The organism is Methylibium sp. (assembly GCF_013817365.1).
GTDB lineage: Bacteria > Pseudomonadota > Gammaproteobacteria > Burkholderiales > Burkholderiaceae_C > Methylibium.
On sequence record NZ_JACDCU010000469.1, the window covers coordinates 548 to 3,008 of the forward strand.

Annotated in this window: 4 protein-coding genes; 3 read left to right on the forward strand and 1 reads right to left on the reverse strand. The window is 64.2% G+C overall.

Features of this window, described 5'->3' with window-relative positions:
* On the forward strand, positions 1-1,275 hold a 1,275-nt coding region (locus tag H0W38_RS19860; RefSeq protein WP_292457407.1), incomplete at its 5' end, for an ankyrin repeat domain-containing protein.
* An 87-nt stretch (positions 1,276-1,362) separates the two neighbouring features.
* On the opposite strand, the gene H0W38_RS19865 is transcribed toward H0W38_RS19860, so the two are convergent.
* Entirely contained in the window at positions 1,363-1,512 is a 150-nt protein-coding gene (locus tag H0W38_RS19865) for a CIA30 family protein (protein ID WP_292457409.1), read from the reverse strand.
* Between the two features lie 146 nt (positions 1,513-1,658).
* On the opposite strand from H0W38_RS19865, the gene H0W38_RS19870 reads away from it, so the two are divergent.
* Complete coding sequence (locus H0W38_RS19870) at positions 1,659-1,895, forward strand: type II toxin-antitoxin system ParD family antitoxin (RefSeq protein ID WP_292457411.1); 237 nt, start codon at positions 1,659-1,661, stop codon at positions 1,893-1,895.
* 123 nt (positions 1,896-2,018) lie between these two features.
* Positions 2,019-2,198 carry a type II toxin-antitoxin system RelE/ParE family toxin gene (locus H0W38_RS19875; protein WP_292457413.1) on the forward strand — a complete coding sequence of 60 codons (180 nt, stop codon included), beginning with the start codon at positions 2,019-2,021 and terminating at the stop codon, positions 2,196-2,198.
* The last annotated feature ends 263 nt before the right edge of the window (positions 2,199-2,461 follow it).

Here is a 2,461-nt window from a genome sequence, read left to right on the forward strand (position 1 = left end):
GTGCAGAGCCTGACGCTCATCGAAAGTGATACCGGTCATCCGCTGCTCGGCTTGCTGGGCCTCAATGTCGGCGTGGTCCGCACCGGTGCGACCGCTGCGTCGACCAAGGAAGAGTGGGCGCAGGAGGCGCGCAAGCTCGAACTGCAAGGCAAGCAAGAGCAGGCCCGCGCCATCCGCGAATCCTTCCTGCAAGGCAAGCCGGTGCCCTGGACGCCGTGGAGCCGAGAACTGATCGAAGATCTCGCGCCGAAGGCGCTGGACCGCGGCAACCCGAGTGCCAGGCTCAAGCAGACGCTGCTGGACTATGCCTTGTGGCACGGACAGCAGTTGTGGGTCGAGCAACTCGCCAAGGCGCAATTCCAACCCGCACGCGGCCTGGCGCCGGACGGCGACTTTGGCTGGATCGGCGACGCTGCGATGTTGGGCGTGCGGCTGACCGACAACGAGAAGCAGCAACAGCTCGCGTTGCGAGCAGTGGCTGCGGTTCGGCAGCGCCACCTGCAGCCTTACACGGCGAAGAATTTCAAGGACATCCTGCGTCTGTGCGACGTGCACACCGTCGATCATCAGACCCCTGCCGGCGCCACCCCGTTAATGCTCGCGGCAAGGGCCGGCAACGCGGTCTTGGTCGAAGCGCTGCTCGAGCGGGGCGCCGAGCCGAAGGCAGAGGACGAATTCGGGCAGACCGCCTGGCAGCACGCCGTGAACCGTGCCATCGAGGAGCCGGCCTTCGCCAAGAGTTCATTGGCGGCGATCTTCGACCGCCTGGCGCCGGCGGTGATCGACGTGCAGGTCGATGGCCGGCTGATCCGCATCGAGCGACACCAGGGCGAGTACTGGGTGCTGACGCTGATGCTGGCCGGGCTCAAGACCCAGTGGTCGTACTGCGCCGTGCGCTCGCAGCCGCCGTGGAAACTCGGCGAAGGCTATTTCGCCGAACAACTGCACCAGGTGCTCGAAGGCCTGCCGCCGCATCTGTGGAAAGAGAAGCGGCGCAAGCGCAGCTATGTCAATCAGGTGCTGGCCCGGGCCGAGGTCGAGAGTGGATACAAGCCGGCGCGCAAGCTGTGGGCACGCACACGCAACGGGCACTACCTGCTCAACCCCGGGATGCTCTTGCGAAACGGCGAGGGCTGGGTGCCGGTCTACGAGGCGCTCAGGTTGGACTGGATTGACCGCGGAACAGGAACCGACGAGCCGTACAACGTAAGGCCGGTGGCCAGAGTACAGAGGTTGAATGCGAGGCTCTTAGGCCAAGAGGTTGAGCTCTTCTGACCGCGCCGGCGCCACTGGACTCGGAAGGGGCACGGTGCTCAGGAGGACTTGTTGGCTGCGGCGATGTCGGGTTTGAAGTGACCGAATCTACGCTTTGAAATCCGGCATCCGGCATCCGGCATCCGGTCTTTGAAGCCGGCTTAGCGACAGGCCGCCCATCACGCGGTCATCGATGGCGTGCCAGGCTTCCACCGCTCTCGCTTCGGCGAAGTCGAAGTCGAAGAGCAACTTGGGCATTGGCGGATTCTGGGCGCTGCTCGGGACTCGGTGGCTGCGTATCCTGGCAGTGTCAATCCTTGACATTTCCTGATGGATTTTCGGGCATCGAGACCTTCCTGCGAAGGCGCATCTGCCATGGGCATGAACGTCAATCTGACCCCGAGTTGAAGACGCTCGTGCGTCGTAAGGTCGCGTCGGGCATGTACACGTCGGCCAGCGAGGTAGTCCGTGAAGCGCTGCGGCTGATGAAAGAGCAGGACCAGATGCGGGCCGTGCGGCTGGACCAGTTGCGCCAGGACGTGCGCAAGGGTCTGGAGAGCGGCCCGAGTGAGCCGTGGGATGCCGCGGCGATGAAGCAGCAGGGCCGCGCGCGGCGCGCGGCAGCCAAGGTCAAGGCGTAGGGTGTGGTCGTCCAGCGCCGGCCGCTGGCAGCGGAGGACATCGCGGCGGTCTGGGACCACATCGCCGACGACAACCTGCGTGCCGCGGACCGGTGGGCTGATCAGTTGGACTAGCATTTCCAGGTGCTGGCGACCCAGCCCCTCATGGGCCGTGCGCGAGACGAGTTGTCACCTGGGCTGCGCAGTTTTCCGTTCGGGCGCTATGTGATCGTCTACGAGCCCATCGATGGGGGCATCGATGTCGTCCGGTTGCTGCACTCGGCGCGCGATGTGGATGCCCAGTTCGGGGATCCTGGCGCGTAGGCTTGTGGATATTGGAAGCGTCGAATCGATGGTTTTCACGCCGGTTGATGGCCCGCCCACAACGCGATCTTCAGCGCTTCGGCGCCGCAGGGCAAGATGGGGTCGAGACCCGAATCGGCGGTTTGAAACCGATTTTCCGAGGCTGCTGTCTGGCGCCGCAACCCCGATGAGAAGTGACGAGAGGGAAGGGCGCCTCAAGCTTCGTCAGTGTTAGTATTACCGAGTAATACTTGGAGGTGCTATGGAAGCGACGTCGGTCACCA